Annotated in this window: 20 protein-coding genes; 10 read left to right on the plus strand and 10 right to left on the minus strand. The window is 45.8% G+C overall.

Translation table 11 applies throughout. The features are described from left to right. Positions 1 to 312: 312 nt before the first annotated feature. The 3 genes from PK654_RS21810 to PK654_RS21820 are packed head-to-tail and all read left to right on the plus strand — an operon-like array spanning position 313 to position 2,397. Positions 313 to 906: a TetR/AcrR family transcriptional regulator gene (locus PK654_RS21810; RefSeq protein ID WP_271699560.1), complete on the plus strand. Its 594-nt coding sequence runs from the start codon at positions 313 to 315 to the stop codon at positions 904 to 906. Further along, complete coding sequence (locus tag PK654_RS21815) at positions 896 to 1,171, plus strand: hypothetical protein (protein ID WP_271699561.1); 276 nt, start codon at positions 896 to 898, stop codon at positions 1,169 to 1,171. The genes PK654_RS21810 and PK654_RS21815 overlap by 11 nt, the downstream gene beginning before the upstream one ends. A gap of 14 nt (positions 1,172 to 1,185) precedes the next feature. Beyond that, the gene (locus tag PK654_RS21820; protein ID WP_271699562.1) at positions 1,186 to 2,397 is read left to right on the plus strand and encodes a B12-binding domain-containing radical SAM protein; all 1,212 of its coding nucleotides are present in this window, start codon (positions 1,186 to 1,188) and stop codon (positions 2,395 to 2,397) included. 252 nt (positions 2,398 to 2,649) lie between these two features. Here PK654_RS21820 and PK654_RS21825 read toward each other — a convergent pair whose 3' ends face one another. The 6 genes from PK654_RS21825 to PK654_RS21850 form a co-directional block, all read right to left on the minus strand. Then, positions 2,650 to 4,290 carry a methyl-accepting chemotaxis protein gene (locus tag PK654_RS21825; RefSeq protein WP_271699564.1) on the minus strand — a complete coding sequence of 547 codons (1,641 nt, stop codon included), beginning with the start codon at positions 4,288 to 4,290 and terminating at the stop codon, positions 2,650 to 2,652. Between the two features lie 399 nt (positions 4,291 to 4,689). Next, a complete protein-coding gene (locus tag PK654_RS21830; RefSeq protein ID WP_271699565.1) occupies positions 4,690 to 5,352 on the minus strand; it encodes a 3'-5' exonuclease in 663 nt (220 codons plus the stop codon). 20 nt (positions 5,353 to 5,372) lie between these two features. Continuing rightward, positions 5,373 to 6,695 carry an IS4 family transposase gene (locus tag PK654_RS21835; RefSeq protein WP_271696133.1) on the minus strand — a complete coding sequence of 441 codons (1,323 nt, stop codon included), beginning with the start codon at positions 6,693 to 6,695 and terminating at the stop codon, positions 5,373 to 5,375. Between the two features lie 181 nt (positions 6,696 to 6,876). Then, positions 6,877 to 7,797: an aminoimidazole riboside kinase gene (locus PK654_RS21840; protein ID WP_271699566.1), complete on the minus strand. Its 921-nt coding sequence runs from the start codon at positions 7,795 to 7,797 to the stop codon at positions 6,877 to 6,879. A 1-nt stretch (position 7,798) separates the two neighbouring features. Continuing rightward, a complete protein-coding gene (locus PK654_RS21845) occupies positions 7,799 to 9,445 on the minus strand; it encodes a glycoside hydrolase family 32 protein (protein ID WP_271699567.1) in 1,647 nt (548 codons plus the stop codon). 160 nt (positions 9,446 to 9,605) lie between these two features. Next, positions 9,606 to 10,595 carry a LacI family DNA-binding transcriptional regulator gene (locus tag PK654_RS21850; protein ID WP_271699568.1) on the minus strand — a complete coding sequence of 330 codons (990 nt, stop codon included), beginning with the start codon at positions 10,593 to 10,595 and terminating at the stop codon, positions 9,606 to 9,608. A 228-nt stretch (positions 10,596 to 10,823) separates the two neighbouring features. On the opposite strand from PK654_RS21850, the gene PK654_RS21855 reads away from it, so the two are divergent. From PK654_RS21855 to PK654_RS21875, 5 genes are all read left to right on the plus strand, one after another. After that, positions 10,824 to 12,269, plus strand: coding sequence for a sucrose-specific PTS transporter subunit IIBC (locus tag PK654_RS21855; protein ID WP_271699569.1), 1,446 nt, complete (start codon positions 10,824 to 10,826; stop codon positions 12,267 to 12,269). A 162-nt stretch (positions 12,270 to 12,431) separates the two neighbouring features. After that, positions 12,432 to 13,100, plus strand: a complete 669-nt coding sequence (locus PK654_RS21860) for an ABC transporter ATP-binding protein (RefSeq protein ID WP_271699570.1) — start codon at positions 12,432 to 12,434, stop codon at positions 13,098 to 13,100. Beyond that, a complete protein-coding gene (locus PK654_RS21865) occupies positions 13,093 to 14,775 on the plus strand; it encodes an ABC transporter permease (RefSeq protein WP_271699571.1) in 1,683 nt (560 codons plus the stop codon). Before PK654_RS21860 ends, PK654_RS21865 begins: the two co-directional genes overlap by 8 nt. A 91-nt stretch (positions 14,776 to 14,866) precedes the next feature. Continuing rightward, positions 14,867 to 15,574, plus strand: coding sequence for an ABC transporter permease (locus PK654_RS21870; RefSeq protein WP_271699572.1), 708 nt, complete (start codon positions 14,867 to 14,869; stop codon positions 15,572 to 15,574). Further along, positions 15,571 to 16,662, plus strand: coding sequence for a lipocalin-like domain-containing protein (locus PK654_RS21875; protein WP_271699573.1), 1,092 nt, complete (start codon positions 15,571 to 15,573; stop codon positions 16,660 to 16,662). The genes PK654_RS21870 and PK654_RS21875 overlap by 4 nt, the downstream gene beginning before the upstream one ends. A 64-nt stretch (positions 16,663 to 16,726) precedes the next feature. On the opposite strand, the gene PK654_RS21880 is transcribed toward PK654_RS21875, so the two are convergent. Both PK654_RS21880 and PK654_RS21885 read right to left on the minus strand, forming a co-directional pair. Beyond that, entirely contained in the window at positions 16,727 to 17,443 is a 717-nt protein-coding gene (locus PK654_RS21880; RefSeq protein WP_271699574.1) for a hypothetical protein, read from the minus strand. A 265-nt stretch (positions 17,444 to 17,708) separates the two neighbouring features. Further along, positions 17,709 to 18,575, minus strand: coding sequence for a hypothetical protein (locus PK654_RS21885; protein WP_271699576.1), 867 nt, complete (start codon positions 18,573 to 18,575; stop codon positions 17,709 to 17,711). A 323-nt stretch (positions 18,576 to 18,898) separates the two neighbouring features. Here PK654_RS21885 and PK654_RS21890 point away from each other — a divergent pair, with 323 nt between their 5' ends. Together PK654_RS21890 and PK654_RS21895 are read left to right on the plus strand one after the other, a co-directional pair. Beyond that, entirely contained in the window at positions 18,899 to 19,699 is an 801-nt protein-coding gene (locus PK654_RS21890) for a substrate-binding periplasmic protein (RefSeq protein WP_271699577.1), read from the plus strand. Positions 19,700 to 19,747: 48 nt separating this feature from the next. Further along, positions 19,748 to 20,632, plus strand: a complete 885-nt coding sequence (locus tag PK654_RS21895) for an EamA family transporter (protein WP_271699578.1) — start codon at positions 19,748 to 19,750, stop codon at positions 20,630 to 20,632. A 52-nt stretch (positions 20,633 to 20,684) separates the two neighbouring features. Here PK654_RS21895 and PK654_RS21900 read toward each other — a convergent pair whose 3' ends face one another. Together PK654_RS21900 and PK654_RS21905 are read right to left on the minus strand one after the other, a co-directional pair. Continuing rightward, positions 20,685 to 21,980, minus strand: coding sequence for a methyl-accepting chemotaxis protein (locus PK654_RS21900; protein ID WP_271699580.1), 1,296 nt, complete (start codon positions 21,978 to 21,980; stop codon positions 20,685 to 20,687). 208 nt (positions 21,981 to 22,188) lie between these two features. Beyond that, a complete protein-coding gene (locus tag PK654_RS21905; RefSeq protein ID WP_271700742.1) occupies positions 22,189 to 23,103 on the minus strand; it encodes a LysR family transcriptional regulator in 915 nt (304 codons plus the stop codon). Between the last annotated feature and the right edge of the window lie 5 nt (positions 23,104 to 23,108).

Raw genomic sequence — 23,108 nt, forward strand, 5'->3', positions numbered from 1 at the left:
CTCTCGCCAGAAAGGCGAGTTACAAAACAGTGGTACGAAAGCCACAGTAACAGAGAAAACCACGGCTCTTTTGGTGACTTTTGCAGCTGTTGACAAAAGTTACTCGCCCGTCTTTTTGCAAAGAGATGGGCGAAACAAAAAAACAGGTCCAAATGACAGATTTAACCAACCTCCGACAGTACATTTAAACTCAGGTAGACACTCCCACGTAAAACATGGGAGCGAGCGCATAAATAATCAACTTTGATTATTTACAATCTGAGCACTTTGCTATAAATTGTCATTATTGATTATTTATAGTGTAAAACCACAATGCCACGTCCTAGCCTAAAAGCTGAAAGAACAGAAGCGATTCTGGATGCTGTCGAGAGAGTTGTTATCCGTGACGGTATCAGCGGAGTGACACTAGAAAAAATTGCCGAAGAAGCAGGAATGCGTCGTACCCTGCTGCGACACAACATAGGCAACAGAGAGCAATTGATCGAAGCCTTTCTGGATCGTTTCTTTGTGAAATCCGATCATCAAACACAGCAAATGCTGGATTATCTTCCAGAGGAAAACCGGGTAACCGTTCTTCTCGACCTCTTGTTTGATGCAGAGTATGCCAATAACCAGCTAACCTTAGTCGCCCTTGCGGTTACCTTCGCAGCAACAAGTGATACAAACATCCAGCACCGGATGCAACACTGGAATGCTAACTTCATCAAAACCATTTCCGGCCAGCTTCGCCTATCCTTTAAAGGTGCTTCTGAAAAAGCCTGTCATGAGGTAGCTACCGGGCTCACTGGTATCTACTGTAACTGTGAATCTCTGGCACCGCTTGGAGATATATCTGAAATTCGCACTGCATCAAAACGCGCCGCTAAGCGGTTAGTTTCCACTCTGGAGAAATGCGATGAACAGTAAGTACATTCCTAAACGCTGGAAGACCCTATTAGCCCTCATACTGGCTGCGTTTGCCTTCAAGTTTAACCTGATGTTTGTCTGGGGGATGTTTTGCTTGTTCTGGGGAGTGGAGAACATCCGTGCAAGAGAGGCTTACTTTGTTGAAAGGGTTACCAGAAGAGATGACCCTGTTTTGTACTGGATAATCATCGCAGTCTGGTTAGTGTTGGGAGCCTTTTACTTCTACATAGATGAAACCATTTTCAACCTGATAAACCGAGCATGACGGAGATAGCAACAATGAAAATCTACTTGATTAAAGCCTCATCCGGCAGTGATTACTCAAAATACAAAGCTGAAACAGGCGGGCCTCCTCAGAATATCTTTGCAGCAGCAGCGGCAACACCAAAGCACTATCAGTTAGAAATGACCGATGAAACCATTGGAATGAGCACCGATTTCGATTCCGATGCAGACTTGATCGTCATCTTTATGTCTACTCCTGATGCTTATCGCGCTTACGAGATATCAGACACCTTCTATCAGAAGGGAAAAACCGTCATTCTCGGAGCGCTTCACACTCAGTTCAACCAGGATGAAGCTCAAGAGTATGCCCACAGCCTGATCATTGGTGAGGTGGAAAATTACTGGCAACAGATGCTAACGGATTTTGAGCAAGGTCTTCTAAAAGAAAAATACCAGAGCACCGAGCCTGTGGATCTTAGTAAGTTAAATCCTTACCCGACCAACATCATCTCCCCTTCAGAGTATGGCTATACATGGTCAGTTGTCGTCACAAGAGGGTGTCCGTATAAGTGTAACTTCTGTCTGGTGCACAAGTTTTTCAATAAATTTCAGATGCGTCCTATCGAGAACATCGTTGCTGAACTTAAGCATTTAAAGCAGGAAGGCATTGATTGGGTTGAGCTTCACTCGGATAACCTGACTCATAACAGGGAGTATGCGCTACAGCTATTTGAGGCTATCGCCCCTTTAGATATGAAATTTTATGGTGAGACAACGGTACTTATCGCCAGAGACGAAGAACTGCTAAAGGCAGCAAAAAAAGCTGGTTTTCAGGCGGTATTGCTGGGGATAGAAACCCCCTCTGAAGAGGCGCTTAAATCCCAGAAAAAAGGGTTCGTAAAGCCAGCCAAGATGAAAGAGTATATAGCGAAAATCAGAAGCCATGGCATAGAAGTCTGGGGCGATTTCCTGTTTGGATTTGATGAGCATACACCAGAGATCTTTAAGCAGACTCAGAAGTTTATCGACGATATTAAGGTAGACAAAGTTATCCCTCACTACATGATCCCATTTCCGGGCTCTGAGGTGTTTACCAAACTGGATAACGATGGCCGGATCCTGACTAAAGACTGGTCAGAATATGATGGCAGCCATGCCGTCTATCAACCAAAAAATATGACAACGACTGAGCTGGAAGAGGGAATTTACTGGATCTGGAAAAAGAACACCGGCTTTATGAGCCAATTAAAGAGCTGGTTTGGGTAAATAGCTGACAGTAAATTTAAGCTCAGGTATAGCGACTAGCGGTGAAAAAATAAAGGGACAGTCATCCTTAATTCCCGACTTAATCAACGTCAAATAGTAAACCTAACGTCAGGTATGCATTGCAACGCACAGCATCGCAACGAATAGATGAAGGTTGCGAGCCCATGGCAGCGAGAAAAGCCAACATACTCAGGGTATTGAGATAAAAATAAAGGCGCTCAAGGCGCCTTTATCAGTTGAGTTTTTAAGTGGTTACACCTTAAAGAAGGAGACTTCCTGCTTAAGCTGTGAAGCCAGCTCGTTCAGGGTCTGTGTTGCCCCTTCGTTGCGCTGCATATGGCCGATGGACTGGTTAGACATTTCTGAAATCTGTCCCATCGCCTGTGAAATATCACCAACCACAACAACCTGATCAGAAGCAGCAGTTGCTACCTCTTTCACGTTCTGTAGCGAGTCATTTGCCTGCTGTTCGATGTTTTGCAGCAGTTCAGAAGCGCGTTCAGTCTGAGCTTTACCATTTTCAACCTGTGGCTGAGTGGTGTTCATCGCTTCTACCGATGCAGCGGTTTCGTTCTGAACTTCACTGATCATGGTGTCGATCTGTGCAGTGGCATCACCGGTACGCTGTGCAAGGCTTCGTACTTCGTCAGCTACCACAGCAAAACCTCTGCCTGATTCACCGGCACGGGCGGCTTCGATGGCTGCGTTTAGTGCCAGCAGGTTGGTTTGCTCAGAGATCTCGCTGATTACATTGGCAATACCACCAATCTGCTTGGTGCGCTCTTCCAGTCGCTTGATCTGCTCAACGGTGGTGTTAACGGTTGTGGAGATTTTTTCCATCTCCTGAGCCGCCTCGTTAACCACTTCACGTCCCTGACGGGCATATTCTGCTGTTTTGCCGGAGTTCTCTTCCGTCTGATTGGCGATATCCGCTACCTGATCAAGTCTGTTACGCATATCATCCAGTTTAAACGCTGTCTCTTCAGTTAGCACAGCCTGCTGCTGTGCCGACTCAAGTACCTGAGAAGATCCCTTAGACACCTCTTCCACCTGAACACCTAAGCTGTTAGAAGCACCAATAATGTTACCGACAATGCTGGTGATTCTCTCGCCCATTCCGGAAAGGGAGTCCAGAATACTGCCTTTGTAGCTATTGCTATCGTGCTGGGTAAGGTCACCCTGCGCCATCTTGCTGATTCGTGACTGTGCCTCGAAAGGTTCACCACCCAGAGAGTTTCTGAAGCTTCTTTCGATCACAAGGCCAATTAAGATAGAAACAGCCAAAGCAATACCACTCAGGATCATCATCAGCTCCTGAAAACCACCGGCAACCATTCTGGCTTCAGGCGTTAAGGCCTGATTTTGCTGTTCCTGATAATCAATAAACTCATTAATGGTATCCAGCCATGCGATAAAGGCCGGACGGGCATCATCCAGAATAGTGTCTGTCAGCTCCATCATGCTTTTCTTATCGGCAAGGATCTGATTAATCAGTGGCAGGGTATCACTCTGAATCTGTTCTATACGGCTCAGTATATCGCGCTCCTGATTAGAGAAAGGCGTACCGCTGCGAAGCATTTCATTCATCTTCTGTTCGGAGATGCTGTAGAACTCTTCAAGCTCACGAATAGTTCGCTCAAAAGAGGCAAGCTCCTGAGGTGTTCTGGCCATAGCGGCATCACGCACGGCAATTGCCCTGTCGTGAACACTGCCACGGAAGTTAATGGCATAACGCTGTTTTACTGAGTTGACATCGGTAATTTCAGACAGGGAGCGGTCGATAAAGTTAACTTTCTGAATGCCGAGCACCGTCAGCAATACCATAAAGGCGAGAATGACGCCAAAGCCTATAACCAAGCGGCTACGCACCGTTAGTGTAGATAAGTAATTCACAGTCACCTCTTATAAATCTGCAAAATCTTTTATCCGATAGCTCTGCGCAACTTATCTCAAAGAAAGGTTCCTAAAAAGATTTAAGAAAAATTCCAAAGAGAAAGTTTCAAAAGAAAGTGTTGAAAAGTACTGTTGCAACAGAGATCGATACCTAGCTTGAGATGTTATCATCAAGTTAACTCTGATAATACAATGTTATTTATACCTAAAACACATATAAGATAACTATGAATTGAAATGTGTGATCAAACGTTCAAAAATCAATTGCAACGGAGTTGAAGAGAAGCGGGAGCAAGCACAAGAAGAAGTTGTACGTTAGAAAGTTAAACGTCAGCCTGTTATTGACTGACGTATAAGCGAGTACTTACTAATTAAATTTTTCTATTACCGCACACATCTTTAGTATGCGTGTTTTTTAAGCATATTAGCGACGGAAGCTTTGGGCGTTTTAGCAATTTTGCTCATTAAGGCAAAGTCCGGCTCAGCAATACCGTACTCGTTTCTAAGCATCTCCAGTTGCAGTAGCCAGAGAGAGGCTGTTACTTCGGCATCGGCTAACGCCCGGTGAAATACGCCATCGTTGTCAATCTGGTGATAAGCCACAAGATCAGCCAGTTTGTGTGAAGAAGCTTGTTGGGAAAGACGACGTGAAACCAGCAGAGAACAACCAAACTCACCACTGTAGTTACGCTGAATCAGTTCCAGCTCAGCATCAAGAAATCGTTTATCGAAAGAGGCGTTATGCGCCACCAGATTAGCGTCGCCAATAAAGTCGGCAAAAGCATCCATTACCGAAGCGCAGTCATCAGCATCGGCCAGCATGGTGTTAGTGATCCCGGTATAGCCTTCAATAAAACGACTGACACGAAACCCCGGATTCATTAGTTGCTGAAAACGATCGGTAATCTGGCCGTTTTCTAGTTTTACGGCACCTATTTCTATCGCTCTGTCGCCCTGAACAGGTGACAAGCCGGTGGTTTCAAAGTCGAGAACAACAACAGTGTTGGCGGGTGAACTTGCTTTCACGCGGGTGATTTCCAGATAAGTAAAAAGACGCGCCATTTTACCCTAATGCCAGTCAGTTAAGCTGACTGGCATTTTTTGTAAGGGTACTTTTTAGGTTTTTTCCTCATCACTCGAGGATACTTTCTATCTGGTACCTTGTCTGGCAATTCAAACATTCTTAACGTTTCCAGAAGCGTAGCATAGTGCTTCGGAAGGTTACCCGGACTACTGATCGGTATAGTAGTTAGATAAACCATTACATGTCTCGCGCAGTGAGAGAAACTTAACCTATTTGGATTAACATCATCCATGCCTGAAGCAGCTTCGATCATCGCTATACGAACCAAATTGTAGGCAACAAGTACTCCCCATAGCTCTTGCCGAACCATGTCTGGCTTTCGACTTCTTAGTGTGTGGGCAGACAATAAAAGGGTTTGTTTTATTTCTCGATAGCCAAGCTCAATTTCCCAACGCTGTTGGTAAAGCTCTACCAGCTCGTTATATTGATATTTCAGCGGATCTGTCAGCGAGCTTAAAACACGATACTCCTGACCATCAATGGTATAACTTGTTAATCTTACGATTAATTCTTCATTTAAGTCAGAGAACTTTTTTCGTGCCTGAGGAGATGTTTTGATTGATACCAGCCTGTCTCTTTTTCCGAGTTTATGCACTTCAGTGTAAACAAGGTCCTTTTTAGCCGGTATCATCCAGTGCCTTTCTGTTCCCGCCTGAGACCAGCTATTTAACAGGCCAAGTGAATAGTAACCTCTGTCAAATAGGGTTAGTGAGTAATCAGGTGCGTGTTCAATCAGCCTTTCGGCAAGAGTCATTTCGCCAATCTTTCTGGCATCGAAGGCACTGTCCAAAAGCAGATGACTTGATAGCTCCATCAAGCAGCACATGCGCACCTGAGGGTAACTGTTTTCCCCTTGTTTATTGCTATCGGAGCCGAAGAAGTCCCGGTTTTCGGCATTGTCATGGGTACGAAAAACGACACCGTCCACTGCAAGCAGGTTAAGTCCACGCCACACTTCAAACTTTTGCTTATTAAAGTGATGAGCAGCCAGAGCCTGAAATGTTTCCTGCATGGCTTCCACACCTAGCCTCTGCCGGGCTTGAACTAATGCGCTTGGTGCAACTAAATGACGTTTTCCAGGCAAAGATACATCAAGTTTACTGGCTATATCCCAGACGGATTCTTGTCGGAATAAACCCATTCCTACAACTGACCAAACCACAGCCTCCAATGGCAAGCGACGTTTGCGTACAGTTGCAACCCCCGCTTTTTCAAATGCTTGTGCAAGCAACTCAGGAGAGAGTAGTGAGTTCAACTTGTCTAATGAAGTGAGCTCTTTTACAGAGGAAATAGTTGTATCAAGGAGGGACTGAATAGACATAAAAAATCCGGCATCAATTACTTGATACCGGATTTTGAAGCCTTTTAAGGATCGTTCAACTGATCTATTAAATTTCTTAACTGATCAGCATTACGCCATTTTACCCTGTGAAAAGCATAAAACGAAGCCGCAGCGTTATAAACACCGCGGCTTGGTTCAGTTTTCAACCGATTAAGGAAACTTAGCTGATAAAATCCGCTAATGCCTGCTGTGTCGGCAGAGCCGTCATGGCACCTTTTTGTGTGGTTGCCAGTGCACCGCAGCCATTTGCCCAGTGAACTGCTGATTCAATAACATCCGCCTCAGGCCAGTTATCACTCTGTGTCAGACGTGCCAGCAAACCGCCAACAAAAGCATCGCCTGCTCCGGTCGTATCCACCGGTTTCACCGCCTTACCAGTGATTCTCTGTTGCTCACCACGGAAAATAACAATCGCACCTTTAACACCCTGAGTAATCAGAATCAGCGGAATATTAAGTTGTTTCAGGGCATCAATACCTTGCTCAAGAGACTCTGTCTGAGTCAGAAACAGCAACTCATCATCGGAGAACTTAACCACATCGGCCTTAGCAACTGCCTGCATTACTACAGGAATGATCTCTGACGGATTGCCCCACACCTCTTCTCTCAGGTTAGGGTCAAAACTGGTGTAACCGCCAGCGGCCTTAATTTCATCCATCGCCTTCAGGCTGGCACTTCGGCTTGGCTGATTAGCAAGGGCAATAGAGCAGAGATGCAACCACTGGTTTTGTGCGAACTGAGGAATATCTCCGCTCTCCATAAACTGGTCGGCACTCGGTTTAACCATAAAGGTAAAGCTGCGCTCGCCACTGTCATCCAGATCAACAATTACTGTTGAGGTTCGCTGCTCATCATCCAGCTTCAAAAAGTCAGTATCTACCTGCTCTCTGTTCAGGGTCTGCTGCATAAAGCGACCTAAAGGGTCATTTCCGACACGACCAAAAAAGGCGCAATCAGAGCCAAGACGCGCTGCGGCTACGGCAACATTGGCCGGCGCTCCGCCGGGACATTTTAGGTAACGCTCATCTCCATCAGGAATAAGATCGACAACCGCATCACCGGAAACCCAAACTCTATTCATTTTATAAGCCCTCTTTAATTAGTTCGATACTGTTCTGTGCAGATGTAATGGATGCCGGGTTTAGCGGCCACAAGGTAAAGTCGGCCTTGCCGTCCAGCGATATCGCACATGCATCCGGGTCAACAAACACCCGGCTACTCATCACGTACTCGCCGCCATTTATAAAAATCTCAAGGGAAGAGGTGTCCGCCAGAATACGCAGTTTTACTTTGTCAGACTGCAGAGCCAGCTCTCTTACTCTGTCGCCTTCCCGTGTCAGGGTGCGGCTGCGGTTTAGTTTCAGCAGGCCGGAATCGAAAGAAATAATCACTTCCTGATCGCTGCCTTTAAACAGCTTAAGGGTAGTCCCCCACTCCAACTCCAGCTCCGTCTCAAGCTCATAGCTATTGTTCTCAGGTAAGTAGCTGCCGTTATTCAGGTTAAAAGAAACCGCGTCGCCCCTTAGTGATTGCAGTTCCCTGACCGGCTGCTGAATGATTTTACCGTCACGCTGGCAAAGTTCTCTCAGGCAGGTAATCTGATGAATCCAGCCATTATCGACTGAAGGATGATTAACTTCATCAGGCAGGCCCATCCAGGCAGAAAGCACCCGTCGGCCATCTGCTGTTTCAAGTGTCTGGGGAGCGTAAAAATCAAAGCCGTGATCAAGAATCTGAAAATCAGACAGTTGTAGTTCTCCCTCAGGCGAAAGCTCAGCTTTCAAATAGCCATTACTGTGCTCAACGGTGTGATAGGTACTGTCTGGTTTTACCCCTTGCGGGCAGATCACCACAAACTTCTGACCATCAAGTTCAAATAGGTCAGGGCACTCCCACATATAACCGAAGTCACCCAGCTCTTCACCATACAGTTTGTCGAACTGCCAGTTTCTCAGATCATCGGACTGATATGCCGCCAGCCGGCCTTGTAGCTCTTCAGTCTGAACACCCAGTAACATCAACCACTTTGCACCCAGCTTTATAATTTTAGGGTCACGGCAGTGAGGTGTTACCCCTTCAGGCAAACAAGGAATCACAGGCCCCTGCTTTTCAAAACGGATACCGTCGTGTGAAACCGCCATACATTGACTAGTCAGCCTGTCCCGCTGTTCACCTACCCGAACATTGCCGGTGTAAAAAGCGATCAACTGATCGTTATGGCTGATGGCATGACCAGAAAAAACACCATGGCTGTCAAACCAGTCAGATGGAGTCAGCGCCACTGGTTGAAAATCCCAGTCAACCAGATTTTTACTGGTCATATGCGCCCAATACTTGTCTTTATGCTCGCAGGCAAACGGGTTCCACTGATAAAACAGGTGATAGTGGTCATCATGATGGATAAAGCCGTTGGGATCATTTAGCAGACCTGACGGCGGAGCGATATGCCAATTAGGGCGGAAAGTATCACCATTTTTGACCTCGATATTTGCCAGAGCCTTAAGCTGCTCTTGCTTAATCACTACCCCAAGAGCCGCCAATTGCGCATCGGCCACAGATTTATCGCGTTCTACCCTTATCTGCGACAAGGCTGAGTTAAACTGGTGTTTTCGCAGATAGTCAGCAATCAAATCTGCTGATTTTACCTCAAAGATTAGCTGGTCTTGATAAACCAGAACTCGGGTTATATTGGAAATACCACCACAGTTTTCGATGCAGGCTTGTAACATGGCTTAAGGGCCTCAATTTTTTCGGGAACGTTTGCAATACTAATTAAAATTATCAGGAAACTCAACAAATCTCGCCTTACCGGGTCAGAATAACCCCATATAACTCAGCTCAGATGACCGAGTTATATGGTTAAAACAGGGAACAATTCAAGGTAGGTAATTAGCAGGACTGGCGTTCGACCGTCTGGAAACCTAACACCAACTTACTCATAAGTTGCTGTTTACCTTCAATTAAATCAAGCACAACAGAAGCTGCTGTTTCGCCGGCCTCTTCAAAGGCGTAGTGGAAGGTTGAAAGGGAAGGGGTAGAAATCACACCCAGCTCATCGTTACCGACACCAAGTACGCGGATATCACTACCGACATTTCTGCCACTCTCTTCAATAGCCTTGATAGCACCGATAGCAATCCGGTCCGTGGCACAGAACACACCATCAACATCACTCTGACCGGCGAGTATAGATTTCATCTGTTCATAGCCTGACTCAATAGAGAAATCACCGCGGCTATGGAACATAGGCTCCCCCATGCCGGCCATAGTAAGCTGTTGGCTCAACCCCTGATAACGCATGGTATCAACGGCAATATCTTCACTGCCGACACCTATAAAACCTATCTTTTTGCATCCGGCTTTCAGTAGCCTCTGACCGGCAGAAAAACCTACTTTAATATCGTCGTGTATTACGCTGGGAATATCAAAGATGGAGCCATCCTGACCGACAAGAACCACAGGTGCTGAAGACTGATTGATCACGCTGACCAGCTCATTGTCCAGATGGGTCGCATAGAGAATAATCCCTTCAACCCGCTTCTGATTAAACAGGCGGATATACTCCACCTCTTTCTCGTGTTTATGCTGGCTATTGGCAAGAAGGACATTTTTTCCTTTTTGATCAAAGATATGACTAAGGCCATCCACCCCTTTTGCCGTCGCATTTGACGACAGAGTAGGCACAATCACCCCGATCAGATTGGTCTTTTGAGATTTAAGATCTTTCGCCACCTGATTGACCACATAGCCACACTCTTCAATGGCTTTTTGTACTAACTCTTTGGTGCTTTGCTTTACGCCATATTCATTGTTTATCACCCGTGACACGGTGGATTTTGATACGCCGGCCAGTTTCGCGACGTCGTGTAAGCCTGCCATAGCTAACCTGATTTGTTGTTATTGCAATTGTTACCAATTTTCTCAGGAAAACAGGCAGAATGACAGCACCTGAATTAGAAAAACCAACATAAAACTCAGCACAAAACCAGATCAATATCACGATTATTGGCTATTTCTTTTGACCTTACTAAATAATTTATCAAGAATCCGCTTTGCAAACGTTCCCGAAAACAAATTTAGAATTGCGAATCATACCCGGAGTAAACTATGAATTACCCAAACATTGCCAAAGAGCTGCTAGAGCTACTTGGCGGGAAAGAGAACATTCAGGCATTAGCACACTGTGCGACACGTCTACGTCTGTCTGTCGCTGATGAATCTCTGATTCAGGAAGATAAGATTGATAACCTTGAAGGCGTGAAAGGCCAGTTCAAAGTGGCCGGCCAGTACCAAATTATCTTCGGTTCAGGCATCGTAAACCAGGTTCATGCTGAAATGGCTAAACTGACCGGTATGGCCGATATGTCTACCCGTGACGTAGCGGCTGCAGGTGCAGAAAAACAAAACCTGTTGCAACGTGCCATTAAGGGTCTGTCTGATATCTTCGTTCCGATCATTCCTGCTATCGTAGCGGGTGGTCTGTTAATGGGTATTTTCAACCTGCTGACAGCAACTGGTCTGTTTATTGAAGGCCAATCACTAATCGAAGCGTATCCGGGCATGGCTGATCTGGCCAGCATGATCAATACATTTGCTAACGCACCGTTTGTTTACCTCCCTGTTCTGTTAGCTTTCTCCGCTTCGAAAAAATTCGGTGGTAACCCATTCCTAGGTGCTGCTCTGGGTATGCTTATGGTTCACCCTGACCTGCTTAACGGCTGGGGCTTCGGTGGCGCAAGCGTAGCGGGAACTATCCCTACATGGAACATCTTCGGTTTTGAGATCCAGAAAGTGGGTTATCAGGGCTCTGTTCTGCCGGTACTGGTATCTGCCTTTATTCTTGCTCAGGTAGAAAACGGCCTGCGTAAGTTTATCCCTTCTGTTCTTGATAACCTGCTGACACCAATGCTGGCTATCTTTATCACCGGCTTCCTGACGTTCACCATCGTTGGTCCTGCTACCCGTGATATCGGCTTCCTGCTTGGTGACGGCCTGAACTGGCTATATGACTCTGCCGGCTTTGTTGGTGGTGCTCTGTTCGGTCTTATCTACGCACCGTTCGTAATTACTGGTATGCACCACAGCTTTATCGCTATCGAGACACAGCTTCTTGCTGATATCGCAGTGACTGGCGGTACTTTCATCTTCCCTATTGCTGCTATGTCTAACATTGCGCAGGGTGGTGCTGCACTGGCTGTCGGTTTCACAACAAAAGACATTAAGACCAAAGGTGTTGCAATGCCTTCAGGTGTGACTGCACTCCTGGGTATTACTGAGCCGGCAATGTTCGGTGTTAACCTGAAACTACGCTATCCGTTTATCGCAGCAGTAATTGCAGCGGCTATCTCTAGTGCTTTCCTGACTATGTTCAACGTAAAAGCACAAGCACTGGGTGCAGCAGGTTTGCCGGGTATTATCTCTATCCGTCCTGACAGCATCACTGTGTATGTGATTGGTATGGCTATCTCATTTGCTCTGTCGTTCGCCCTGACTGTTGTACTGGGTTCACGTCAGAAAAAAAAGCAGGCTAACGCACAAGTTGCTACCGCTTAATAGCAAAAATAACCCCCTATAGAAATGGCTGACGGAGCAATCCGCCAGCCATTTTTATTTTAGCGGCATTAGGAGACGATAAGGTATACATCACCAGTTATGTTAGTTGGTATACTATAATGCTATGAATTAGCTAAATTTTTACCCTTAGGATATCTGTTTATGGCAAATCACATCGTCCGGCTGGAAAAGATAAACAAAGAATTTGACGATGGGGATCTGCGCCATAAAGTGCTGCAACAGCTAGATCTTACTCTCTCTCAGGGTGACACCATTGCCCTTACCGGAGCCAGTGGCTGCGGCAAAAGTACCCTGCTAAATATCATCGCCGGATTTGAACCCGCCAGTTCAGGCTCACTCTCTTTACTGGGAGAACAAACAAAATATTGGCAGGACACACACTGGAGCCGCTTTCGTCACCGGCATCTCGGGGTGATTTTCCAGCAATTTAACCTGCTGACTCCCCTGAACGTAAAAGACAATATCGCCTTCCCGTTGCAATTGAATCAAAACGGCTGGAATGACTGGTGTGATTATCTGGTGGAGAAAATGGGGCTAAGCAATTTGCTTAACCGACATGTGGAACACCTTTCTGGTGGCCAGCAACAGAGAGTCGCCATTGCGCGGGCATTGGCTCATAAACCTGATCTATTACTGGCTGACGAACCCACAGGAAATTTAGATGAGCAAACCAGCCTTGAGGTGATGCCATTGCTGTGTGAGTTAGCGGCTGAAAACCAGACCAGTATTCTGCTGGTTACCCATAGCCAGAGCTGTGCCGGTTTTATGAACCGCCGCTGGCATCTGGAACAGGGTAAGATTCATGAGTAATTCCCTTCCTGCACACCTGTTTCTTTGCCTGCGGGTCTTTGCAGCTCACTATCGGCAGGCACCTCTTCAGGCTGGCGCTATTCTGCTGGGTATTGTACTGGCAGTGACCCTTCTCACGGGTGTCAGGGCCGTGAACGAAAACGCCAAAAATAGTTACAATGTCACCTCGGAACAATTTAATCAGTTAGCCTTATGGCAGATAGTGCCCAAAACCGGAACCAAATATCTGCCGGAGCAGATCTATTTTCAGGTCAGAAAACTGGGGCATAACCGCAGCCTGGCGGTGCTGGAAGGAAGAGTGTTATCAGAATCCGGTCAGCGTTGGTCATTACAAGGCAGTGATTTAACCGCAGGGTTGACTGCTATTAATACCAGTCAGAATAGCGAACAAGATAGCTCTCTGTTTAGCCAGCCCCTGCCGCTAGCAGAAATGTTGGCAGGTGAACCTTATGTTCTTATGGCAGAGAGTCAGAGCGACCGACTTGCAACAAACGGCAGCCTGACCATTTCAAACCAAAGGTTAAATGTTGTTAGCCTGAATGACGACTTCCCCCTTGGCAGCCGTTTGCTGACGGATATCTCCCTCGCCCAGAAGCTGCTGTCGGCAGAAGGTAAAATCAGCTATGTGGCGCTATTTGATGAGCTTACTCCGGCTCAAATTGAACAACTTAAACAGCTTTCTCCCGATATACGTCTGGTACAGAGTGACAAGGGAGAAAATCTGAGTGACCTGACGGACAGCTTTCACCTTAACCTGACGGCAATGAGTCTGCTGGCCTTTATTGTCGGGCTGTTTATCTCTTATAACGGTGTGCGCTACAGCCTGCTGAAAAGGCAACGTTTGTTTACCCAGTTACGCCAGATTGGCATGTTAAAACTGCCTCTGCTTCTGGCTCTCTGCATCGAGCTCTCAGTATTGGTAGCAGCCGGTTCCGTGGCGGGTTTTACCTTTGGCTTGCAGCTTAGCCACTGGCTGCACCCTATGGTCTCCACCACGCTTGAGCAGTTGTATGATGCCAATATTCTCGCAACAGGCTGGCGCTGGAGTTGGCTGTTGCAGTCTATCGCTCTCACCCTAGCGGCTTCAATTCTGGCCTGTAGCTCTCTGTTTTATCAGCTTTTACGTCAGCCATTGGCACGTAGCCTCGGCCAGTTTCAGATACAACAAAATGCCGCTGCTGTGCACAAGGTTCAATTTGTTACGGCGCTGGTTCTGTTGCTGGTTGCAGGCGTTCTGTTCCCTCTCACCCACAACTATAAAGTGACCATGGTATTGCTGGGTTTGGTGGTGATTGCTATTCCCCTCTTCCTGCCGGTAGCGTTGAGCTTTTTAGTGTGCCAGTTACAAAAGCTGCCTTTCGGTGGTCTTCGTGGTTATCTGATTGCAGAAACCAGAGAGCTGCTGCCGCCACTTTCGGCCATGATGGCCATACTGTTGGCGGTCACCGCCAATGTCTCCATGAATACTTTAGTCAGCAGTTTTGAAATCACATTAAAGCAATGGCTGGATGCCCGTCTGCATGCGGATCTCTATATCCGCCCGGCTCAGTCTGAGATGGTTCAGGTCGAGCAGTTTTTACATCAACAACCGGAGATTACCTCCGTTTATAAGCAGTATTTTGTAAAAAAGTACGCAACAGAACCTGCCTATTTATCTGGTAACAAAAGACAATAAGACACTGGAAGAAACCACTCTTTTCAGAGCCTCTTCCGACAACGTCTGGCAAGATTTTTATCGTGAAAAAGCGCTGATCATCAGCGAACCTATGGCTATCCGACTCAATCTTTCTGTCGGAGACAGTTTAGGACTGGAAGCGATCAACGATCGTCAATTCACCATAGGCGGAATTTTTTACGACTACGGCAATCCATACGGTGAGGTATTGCTGCCTCTTAAGCTCTGGCAGCAGTACGGATTTACCGATACCCCATCCAGCCTTGGTGTCAGCACTGACAGCACACCGGATCAGCTACGTGAAAAGCTAAACCAGACCCTGAAACTGCCGGATAACCTTATGTACGATCAGGCGGAGATAAAGCAGCGGGCTATCTCTATCTTTAGCAAGACTTTCGCCATCACCACAGTGCTTAACAGCCTGACTCTGTTGGTTGCCGCCGTCGGTCTGTTTAGTGCCTGCTTTATGCTGACTCAGGCACGTGCTGCTCCTATTGCCCGACTTTACAGCTTAGGAGTCAGCCGCAAGCAACTTACCATTATGGTGATAACCCAGATGCTTGGTATCGTATTGCTTACCTGCTTAGTGGCGCTACCGTTTGGTGCCATTCTCGGCTACCTGCTTATTAATCATGTCACCTTACAGGCGTTTGGCTGGACTATTGCCATGCAGTGGAACTGGCTCAATTATGTTGAGGTCATTGCTACCGCACTGGTTGCCAGTTTTCTCGCTGTCGGCATTCCGCTCTACCGCCAGACACGCCGCCCAATTATGTCCAGCCTGCAGAGTGAACTATGATAAAACAACTAACAATAAACTCGGCTTCTCTGCTAACGGCTATAGTTCTGCTAGCCGGTTGCTCTGACGCTGAAAAACCCGAATCTATGAGCAGCCTGATGGGGCAAACCACCAGCGGCTATGCCGAAGTGATAAAAGGAGAAGAGATCCAATTTCCACAAGATCACCAGCCTCACCCAGACTTCAGACAGGAGTGGTGGTATCTCACTGCCAACCTGACTACAGATCAAGATCAGCCATTGGGACTACAGTGGACTCAGTTTCGCATAGCCGTCTCACCGGAAAAGTCACAGCAGGACGGCTGGGCCACCAATCAAATCTACTTTGCTCATACTGCCATCACCACCAGAGAACAACATCTGGCTGAAGAGAAATGGTCACGTCAGCATCCGCAACTGGCCGGCGTGACAAAAATCCCATTCTCAGTGAAGCTGGATAACTGGCAGTGGCAGTCGGAAGGAACAAACCTATTTCCCGCCAGCCTGACTGCTGCCAGTGACGAGTTTAGTTACCAGCTAAAACTCACCAGCAATAAACCCTTTCAGCGTCAGGGTGAGCAAGGCTACAGCCAGAAAAACGCCAAAGGTGATATGGCTTCTTACTACTACAGCCAACCTTTTATTGAGATTGCCGGCAACGTCACCATCAACGGCAAAGAACAACAGGTCACAGGCAAAGGCTGGCTGGACAGGGAGTGGAGCTCGCAGTTTCTTAGTAAAAGCCAGCAAGGCTGGGACTGGTTTGCCCTGCGTCTGAATGACGGCTCGGCATTAATGTTGTTCCAGTTACGAAACAGCGATGATAAAGAGAACAGCTTTTACAGCGGCAGAAGAATGTATCCGGACGGCATCGGCCGCAATATCGCCAGTCAGCAAATCACACTAACAGCAATCCGGCAGCATAAAATAGAAGAGCACAACTACCCGGTAGGCTGGCGGATTCAGATCCCGTCAGAGCAGATAGATGTTGAAATATTCCCCCTTAATGACAACGCAAAAATGCCTTTAAGTGTCGCTTACTGGGAAGGGCCTGTGACTTTCTCAGGCAGTCATTCTGGTGAAGGATATATGGAGTTGACAGGGTACTAGATCAAAAAAGCAGGCTACCGAAGCCTGCTTTCATTTAGTCACTATAATGGTAAGTGAAGGGGAATTATTTCTCGCTGGCAACCAGAGTAGACTTGATAGCCCAGCCTGATGCGCCTTTTTCCAATGCGTTCAGAGTAACGTAGTTCTTACCCGCCGCGCTGATCTTAGTGATTAGCAGGCCGGTATTCTGGTTTTCGATTGCCACAAGGTTATCCAGTTCAACACCTTTGTCACTTAAGTTCAGCTTAGCCGCCGCAGAATCGATGTTGGTTCGTTTTGCCTGCTTAAGGGACTTAATCGCATCATTAAAGGCGCTGTTGTCTTTCTCAAGATCCTGAGCGGTAAAACCGAACGCGGATTTCAGACCACCAGCACCAACATCGATCTGGCGAATCCATTTGCCCTGCTTCTGTTTCATTACTTCAAGCGCAAGGCCACTAAAGCCACCTTTATCAAACTTAATATCCCACGATTTTAGCAATAAACCGATATCTTGGTTTTCATCCAGTGCGATGGTTTTTACTTCTACATTTAGGTCGTTCAGGTTAAACGGACCGTTAGTAAACATGCCTGTAATTGAGTCCAGACCAACCAGATTTTTGTCACTACTGTACGGAAACTGAGCCACTACTGAACCTTCATCGTAATACGAAGAAAGGGCACCAGCATCTTTATTGTTCATTACGTTCTGCCAGTTATCGACAGATTTAACCAGTGTTGAGTCTGCTGCAACTGCGATATTGGAGACGGCAAGTAACAGAGCCGCTAACTTTAGTTTCATATTATTTTCCTTTTTATTATAGAGCGCCATGCATGCTACACGAATTTAAAATTGATTAAAACAGAAGCGAATGAAAATCATTCTTGGATGTAAGGTATTGAAACTACTTGAGTTGGTTTACAGATGTCTCAGCAGGCTATTCAAAACAGCGTTTAAAACTGAGTTTTCTATCGGGGACACACACCTGAAATTGAATGAAAGAGTTATATGTCGAAAAGTAGAAGCGAAAAGATGCGAGCTATCTATATAGCCCGCCACTAGGAAATCAGAGATAAAAAAGCGCTACTGAAGCAACCATTCCCGCCGCCGCAATCAATTTTTTATACCAGATGGATACCGGTTGATTTACCTGATGTCGGAAGAACAGAAAAGCGATCATCACACCGATCACTCCGCGCAGAGACTGCACTACATTCCCCGACACAACCCCGGATATATTAAATCCGATAATAAGGAAAATAACCGCAACAAACCATGCCAGCCCTACCCACTTCGCCTGATAAGTCATTCTAAAACTAACTTTCATCGGCTTCATAAACAGAATAGAAAAGAGACCGCAAACTGTGTAGTTAAGGCAGATGGTGACAAAAGATTGCTCTATTGGTGATGCTTGTATCAGGTTATGTGACAGTTCGGTAATCGCCATATCTGACAAGCTATAGAAGAGGCTGGCACTGAGAATCAATAACAAAGGTGTCAGGTTGATTTTTCCTGACATGGCTGAGAAGTACCAACCTAGAGCCAGAATTAAACCAATAGATATCCCCTGCATTGCGGTGAACTCTGCGTCGAAGAACAGAATAGAAATTGCAGCAAGAACAGGAATTTTAAGAGCCAACAGAGGTGAAGCGATGGAGGCATCACTCAGGCGTATTGCATTAATCAGCAGATACTGCCCTAGCAGATACGGCGCATTGATCTTAAAAAAGTCCCACGCCAGATCTAACTCAAAAAGCTGCCAGTACCCAAACAGCACTGTAGGAACCAGTGCCAAAAAGCCCATACAGACATGCACGGCCACCAATAGCTTAACGCCGTCAATACTGTATTTTTGCTGGCAGCTTTGCGTAAGCGCATAGTTCAGCGCCTGAAAAGTAGCCCCCAGAAAACTGGCGAGAACTCCGATTAACACGTTAAACAACTCTCAGCATTGTAATCATCACGCATAGCAAAAACCTTAATACTATATACGCTCTCATCTCTCTACTTTTCGACAAATATGATGTGAACTAATATGCGAGGTAAGGATATGTTTTCATATGGTTAGCTGTCAATCACACTTGATTTGTCTGATAAATTAATTTTCCCAAAGCGCAGTTTCGTAAACCAAGATTGATTCAAACTGTTCTTTACATTAGTTTTATAACCATTGGCAATAAAGGCACGCAGTTTCAGGCATATTAAGCGGACGTTTAATCTGAAAGCAACTGGTTCATAATCTACAGGGAGGCCTAGATGGCATGGCACCGACACTTGATACACCTAATGCTAGGTCTGAGCCTGCTGTTCACTTTTGCTGCCCGCAGCGCTGATACCATTTTAATTGTCGGTGATTCTCAGCATCCTCCATTCTCCTACCTTGATAACGGTGAGCCCAAAGGCATCTACACCGATATTGTGCGTATGGCGTTAGAAAAAATGCAGCCGCAGGACAAGGTTATTATCGAACTCTATCCATGGAAGCGGTCTATTGAAATGGTTCGTAGCGGCCGGGCAAACGCGATATTTCCTCCTCACTACTTTCCGTTAAAACGTCCCTATCTGTCCCTTTACTCACAACCATTAATGGTTGAGTATACCTCGGTATTTTGTAACCGTAAGGCACTAGAGAATAAAGGCATAGAACTGAGCGACTCCCTGCAATGGCCGGATGATCTTATGCCGGCCAAGTTTGTATTAAGCCGCGGAGTTAAAATGGGTGGCGATCAGTTCTGGCACGCCGTGGAACAGAGGCAAGTGGATGTCACTGAAGTTAACGGCCCGAGAAATGCAATCAAGATGATCGTTAACGGCAGAAGGGACTGCCATATTAACGACCGGGTAACCGTAGAGTGGTATCTGAAGGAGCGACACCACAACGATAAAGATAACGTTGTATTAGCAAAAATTATCGCTGAAGAAGCCGGCTATCTGGCAACTTCTGCCCTCTGGAATGACGTACAGAGCCAGCCATTCATAGAACGCTTTAACGAACAGATCTCCCAGATGATCAATAACGGCTCTGTTCAGGCGATTATTGATGAGTATGTACACTAATAGTCCATAAACTTTATCTCCAGCAATTACTCTTTTAGAGACAGGTCTATGCATCTTCTACCGGAAAAGTTTGAAACAGGTTCAGCGGTCGCAGCCATTATTATGGCGATGATTTCCGTTACTGCGGGTGCTTCTATTGCTAAATCCATGTTCTCGACGTTAACGCCGGAAAATGTGACAGTGCTTCGCCTGATGGTCTCTGCGGCCATCTTGTTTTTTGCAATGAAAGCGTGGGAAGTTCGTTTCAATTTCAGGAGCTTATTGGTTGTATTTGCTTATGGCGCAACGGTTGCCGGAATGAACTTGTTTTTTTATCTGGCAATAAAAACTGTCCCTGTTGGTGTAGCACTCGCTATCGAACTTATCGGCCCTTTATGTGTTGCTACCTTCTTTTCTCAGAGCCGCTCAGATTACATATGGGGATCATTAGCCGCGTTAGGTATCTATCTGTTATTGCCGGCCTCTTCGCATATGAGTGACTTAGATATGACAGGTCTGTTTTATGCCTTGGTAGCTGCATTTTTTTGGGGGGCTTATATCCTTGTGGGCAAAAAAGCGGCAGGCAACTTTGGCCGTAAAATCCCCGCATTAGGTTTAATTGTTGCATCACTACTTGTCCTGCCTGTCGGGGACTATACCGTTATGCTCGGCTCCCTGAACACCGAAGTAACACTATTAGTTGTCACCATTGCTCTGCTATCCAGTGCCATCCCTTTAAGCTTAGAGATATTTTCACTACGTACTCTTCGCACCAACACCTATGGCGTACTGACCAGCGGGGAACCTGTCATCGGGGCAATGGTTAGCTTTATTATTCTTGGAGAACAGCTAACCATTATTCAGTGTTTCGGCATCGGGGCTATTGTTGCTGCCTCTATTGGTACAGTGCTATCACCTTATTCACGAAGACAAACTTTAGAAACTAGCCAGTAATTGGTTTTTATAACGTCCGCTGCAGTTGAACCCGTGCATGTCACTCACCCCATTAAGACTGGCTCTCTGACAGGTTCATCACAGTGTTTGAAACATTCTCAGCACCTTTATGAATTTCATCCATAACACGAGATACTTCAGTAATTCTGGCATTACCTTGTGCTGAGATGGCTGACATCTCCGTCATCCTATCGGTAACATCATCAATTAGATGCTGATTCTCTTCAACCACCTTGATAATTTCATCTGTGGAATCAGAAGTGCGCGAAGCAAGCTGACGAACTTCGTCTGCAACAACCGCAAAACCTCTGCCGTGCACGCCCGCTCTGGCGGCTTCGATAGCCGCGTTTAGGGCTAACAGATTCGTTTGATCAGCGATACCCTGAATGGTTGCTACAATATTCTGAATGTTTTGTGAGCTGTTTCTGAGTAGTTCAACTTTTTGTGCGGTTTCAGCCGCTTTATGAGATACATTTAATGACACTTCAACAGAGTCAGCCAGAAGTTTTGAACCCTGTTGAGCAATCTGAGCTGTTTCAACCGACGTTGAATATGCTACCTCGGATGCTTCAGCAACTGCGCGGTTGCGCTCCACCCGTTCGGTAATATCAATGGCAAATTTGACCACTTTAATCACCCTGCCGGATTCGTCGTTAACCGGGTTATAAGTCGCTTCAATCCAGACGCTCTCACCACTGGAACTACGGCGCTTGAACAGGCCTGATTTAATCTGCCCGTTTTGCAGTTCTTGCCAGAAATGCGGATTATCCCGGTAAAAATCTTCAAAGCAGAACATTTGATGATGCTGACCTTCCACTTGTTGCAAGTTATAACCTAAAGTAGTCAGAAAATTGGTATTTGCAGCAAGGACGTTTCCTTTCGGATCGAACTCTATAATGGCCTGCGACTTATCCAGTGCAGACAAAAGCGCATTGTTTTTCTGGTTTTTGTAGTAAAGCTCCGTGATGTCAGAAGCAATCTTTGCTATTCCGGTGACCTCACCATGACTATTTTTGACCGGAAAGTAAGTTGCTTCCAGAACAAGGGTTTCACCACTTTTACTCTTTCTTCTGAACGTGCCTTCTTTGGTAATACCATTTGCCAAATCACACCAAAAGCTTTGATAAATTGGTGAGCTTACATCGCTGTCGCAACAGAATATCTTATGGTGTTTACCCCTTATTTCATCCAATGTGTAGCCCACAGCATTTAAAAATAACGGGCTGGCATCCTCAACAATCCCTTCAGGAGCAAACTCTATCCATGCAACATGTTTTTTAAGGGCGTTAAATATATCTTCACTGTGACTGGATTTAACATCAGGTTCTTTTTCTCTGGAAAAAAACATTGTGTAACCTCACTAGATATATGCGTATTAATATTTAATAGTTCGCAGTCTACTAATAAATTTATTCACCAATAGCTCGTAATGTAACGGGGATCACATACCTACACCCCATAAATATAGCTTCGGTACTTTACAACGAATTTTTAATTACATAATTAACTTTCACTTCTTCAGAAAAAATTAAATAATTTAGTTTAAAAACTCTATTTTAGTACTCCAGACAAGATCTCAGGTTTTTATCCCAGTATGGAGGGCAACCAATATAATCCTTGAGATAATTGATAATATAAGACAGCCTGGCAGGTAAGTGCTTCTTTCGCGGGTAAACAGCATAAACCGGCAGCTCACATGTTGGCTTCCATTCTGGAAGTAACCGAACTAATTTTCCGGTTTCAAACTCATCCGACAGCAGATAAGTCGCTATATAGCCGATTCCCCTTCCGCCTATAACCGCATCTCTCACTGCTTCTGCAAGATCAACCCGGTAGTTTCCGGTAACATGAATACTGAATTGTTCATCTCTGCGTTTAAACCGCCAGTGTCCGTAGCTACGGGTTTTACTGTGGTAGATAACACAATTGTGATTAAGCAAATCATCCGGATGCTCAGGCGTTTGGGTATTTTTCAGGTAGTGAGGAGAGGCACAAACGATGTAGTTAGTATCTGCCACGCGTTGGGCAATATAGCCTTCTGAGATGTTCTCGTGATTGGTTATCCATAGATCGATATCTTCGTCCAGCATATCTACTTTATGATCACAAAGTGCAATCTCAACATTAAGTTTTGGGTATTTATTCTGCAGCAGATCAATAGCAGGTATCACGTGTAAAGTGCCAAATGAACGTGACAATGCCAGCTTTACTGTACCTGATACTTCATCTCTGGCGTCAATCATTTGTGCTTCAGCATTATTAATAACGGAGTACAAATTGGCACAGTGTAATGCAAAGCATTTTCCATCTTCTGTCAGTAGCAAACTACGTGTTGTCCGGTGTACTAACTGAACATCCAGATCAGCCTCAAGCATATTAAGTTGTTTGCTGACATAAGATATAGATACCCCTAGTTTTTCAGCAGCTTTAGTAAAGCTACCTGTAGTTTCAAGGACATGAAATATAACCATTTGGT

The organism is Vibrio sp. SCSIO 43137, assembly GCF_028201475.1.
Lineage (GTDB): Bacteria > Pseudomonadota > Gammaproteobacteria > Enterobacterales > Vibrionaceae > Vibrio.